This window comes from Mesorhizobium sp. M7A.F.Ca.AU.002.02.1.1 (assembly GCF_003998535.1).
Taxonomy (GTDB): Bacteria; Pseudomonadota; Alphaproteobacteria; order Rhizobiales; family Rhizobiaceae; genus Mesorhizobium; species Mesorhizobium ciceri.
Window position 1 is genome coordinate 1 of sequence record NZ_RZPB01001174.1, and the last position, 1,298, is coordinate 1,298.

3 protein-coding genes are annotated in these 1,298 nt (G+C 64.6%); all 3 read right to left on the reverse strand.

The window, feature by feature from the left end:
• On the reverse strand, nt 1-137 hold a 137-nt coding region (locus tag EN879_RS36210), incomplete at its 3' end, for a Trm112 family protein (RefSeq protein ID WP_281034627.1).
• Between the two features lie 9 nt (nt 138-146).
• On the reverse strand, nt 147-818 hold the full coding sequence (locus EN879_RS36215) for an LON peptidase substrate-binding domain-containing protein (RefSeq protein WP_013528774.1): 672 nt from the start codon (nt 816-818) through the stop codon (nt 147-149).
• A 106-nt stretch (nt 819-924) separates the two neighbouring features.
• On the reverse strand, nt 925-1,298 hold a 374-nt coding region (locus EN879_RS36220; protein ID WP_127274727.1), incomplete at its 5' end, for a tetratricopeptide repeat protein.

Below are 1,298 nucleotides of genomic sequence, written 5' to 3' on the forward strand. Positions count from 1 at the left end.
GGATAGTCAATCTTGGCGACCCTGGAAATCAGTTCGCCGCGCTCCGGATCCCAGGCCAGCGGCCCCTTGGTCAGTGGGCAGGCCAGCAACTCCAGCAGCTTGGGGTCGACCTTCTTCCCGTCACGTCCGTCCGCCATCGCGCCCTCTTACTGCAAACTCGACCCAAAATCCTCATTCTCGCGCGCCAGCGCCATTTCGGTGATGGCGATCAGCGTCTCGGCCCGGGTCTTCAAATCCGCCGCTTCGAGCAGCGCCTGTTTCTCGGCTGGCCCATAGGGCGCCATCATCGACAACGCATTGACCAGCATGGCATTTTCGGCCCGGCTGACGCTTTCCCAGTCGGCCTCGAGGTCGTTGGCCTGCAGATAGGCGCGAAATGCCTTGAGCAGCGATGGCCGGTCGATCTCGTTGCCCGCCTGGTCCTCATCGAGATCGGCAAGGAAAGGCGAGGGCTTGCACTGGCGAAACGGCGTCTTGACCGTCAATTCGTGGGCGATGCGGAACCGGCACACGCCCTGCAGCGAAATCAGGTAACGGCCGTCGCCGCTCTCGGAAAAGGCGATGATGCGCCCGGCGCAACCGACATTGCAGAGTTCCGGCTCGCCGTCGTCGCGCAAGGCCCCGTCGAGACTGGGCTGGATGACGCCGATGAGCCGCGAGCCGGCGATCGCCTCGTCCACCATCTGCAGATAGCGCGGCTCGAAGATGTTGAGCGGCATGCGGCCTCCCGGCAGCAAAAGCGCCCCCTCGAGCGGAAAGATAGGGATCGTCGACGGCAAATCCTTGGCGAGCCGGTAATGCGCGTTTCCCGCTTGCACCTCATTCCTCCGATCGCGCCATCAAGAAGCGCGTGAGTTCTTGGCCCTAATCTGGCGCAATCATCGCCGACGCCAAGCCCGTGCGGCAAAACAACCGGCAGCCGGCTCAGGAAAACAGCAGCGCCGACAATTTGCGGCGCGCTGCCAGCGTCGCCTCGTCGGTCATGCCCCAGGCCTCGAACAGCTGCAGCAATTGCGTCCTCGCGCCATCCTCGTTCCAGGCCCGGTCGGCCTTGATGATGGCCAGCAGATTGTCGGCTGCGGCCGTACGGTCGCCGTTGGCGTTCTGGATCATGGCCAGATCGAAACGCGCCTGGTGATCTCCGGGATTTTCCGCAAGGCGCCGCTCGAATTCGGCTGGATTGCCGAGAGCCGCCGCCTGCGCCGCAACCGCCATCCTGGCGCGCAGGGCTGCCACCGGCGGCGCATCCTTCTTGGCCTCCGGGGCTGTTGCCAAAAGCGCCTCGGCGCCTTCCGTGT